Source organism: Qipengyuania pacifica, assembly GCF_019857205.1.
Taxonomy (GTDB): domain Bacteria; phylum Pseudomonadota; class Alphaproteobacteria; order Sphingomonadales; family Sphingomonadaceae; genus Qipengyuania; species Qipengyuania pacifica.
Map to the genome: position 1 here is coordinate 1 of NZ_JAHWXO010000039.1, position 1,268 is coordinate 1,268.

Genomic DNA, 1,268 nt, shown 5'->3' on the forward strand with positions numbered 1-1,268 from the left:
GTGACGTGACCCCCTGATTTTCCTCCACGAGCGATTAGAGTCTGGCCTGAAGGAAGGACAGACGATGAAGCGCAAGAGGTTTTCAGAAGAGCAGATCATTGGCGTGCTGAAGGAAGCGGAGGCGGGCGCGAAGACCGCTGATCTGGCGCGGCGGCACGGGGTTTCGGAAGCGACGATCTACAACTGGAAGGCCAAATATGGCGGGCTGGAGGTATCGGAGGCCCGGCGCCTGCGGGAGCTCGAGAGCGAGAACGCGAAGCTTAAGCGGTTACTGGCCGATGCCATGCTGGATCAGGCTGCATTGAAAGACCTTCTGGCAAAAAAGTGGTGACGCCCGCTGCGAAGCGGGAAGCTGTTGCTCATCTCCAGGCGTGTCATGGGATGAGCGAGCGGCGGGCGTGCCGTGTCATCGATGCCGATCGCAAGAGCGTGCGCTATCGTTCCATCCGGGACGACGATGGTGCGCTGCGTGAGAAGCTGCGCGAGCTGGCCAACCAGCGTCGTCGGTTCGGCTATCGCCGTTTGCATATCCTGCTGCGCCGGGAGGGCGTGATGATCAACCGCAAGAAGACCCAGCGGCTCTACAAGGAGGAAGGTCTGGCGGTGAGGCGGCGACGCAGCCGCAAGCGTGCTGTCGGCAACAGGGCACCTGCTCCGGTGCTGGCCCTGCCGAATCAGCGCTGGAGCCTCGACTTCGTTCATGACCAGATGGCTTCTGGCAGACGGTTCCGGGTGCTCAATGTGGTCGATGATGTGACCAGGGAGTGCCTGGCCGCGGTGCCGGATACCTCGATCTCGGGGCACCGTGTCGTGCGCGAGCTGACCCAGCTGATCGCCCAGCGAGGCAAGCCGGGCATGATCGTCAGCGACAATGGCACCGAGCTCACAAGCAATGCCGTTCTGGCATGGTGCGGCCAGATCGGCGTGGAGTGGCATTACATCGCTCCGGGGAAGCCGATGCAGAATGGTTACGTTGAAAGCTTCAACGGCCGCATGCGCGACGAGCTTCTCAACGAGACCCTGTTCATGAGCCTTGCCCATGCCCGGGTCGAGATCGCTGCCTGGATCGAGGACTACAACCGCGAGAGACCGCACTCGTCCCTTGGCTACGCAACACCGGCGGCGTTCGCCGCCGAACTCGATAAGCAATGGCCTGCTTCGCTACGCCCTACGGGCTCCGCTACGCAGCCCATTGCTTCAACCGCGCTGATGCGCAAAACAACCGCCCGGCTCTAATCCCAGCTGGGGGAAAGCTGGGGGTCACGTCA

Annotated in this window: 1 protein-coding gene; it reads left to right on the forward strand. The window is 62.4% G+C overall.

The genetic code is table 11. The annotated features are described in order from the left end of the window. Positions 1–64: 64 nt before the first annotated feature. Positions 65–1,236, forward strand: a protein-coding gene (locus KYK83_RS17020; protein ID WP_222829092.1) for an IS3 family transposase whose coding sequence is annotated in 2 segments (ribosomal slippage) — positions 65–317 and positions 317–1,236 — 1,173 coding nt in all. Because the reading frame shifts where the segments join, the coding sequence is not laid out codon by codon here. Positions 1,237–1,268 lie beyond the last annotated feature (32 nt).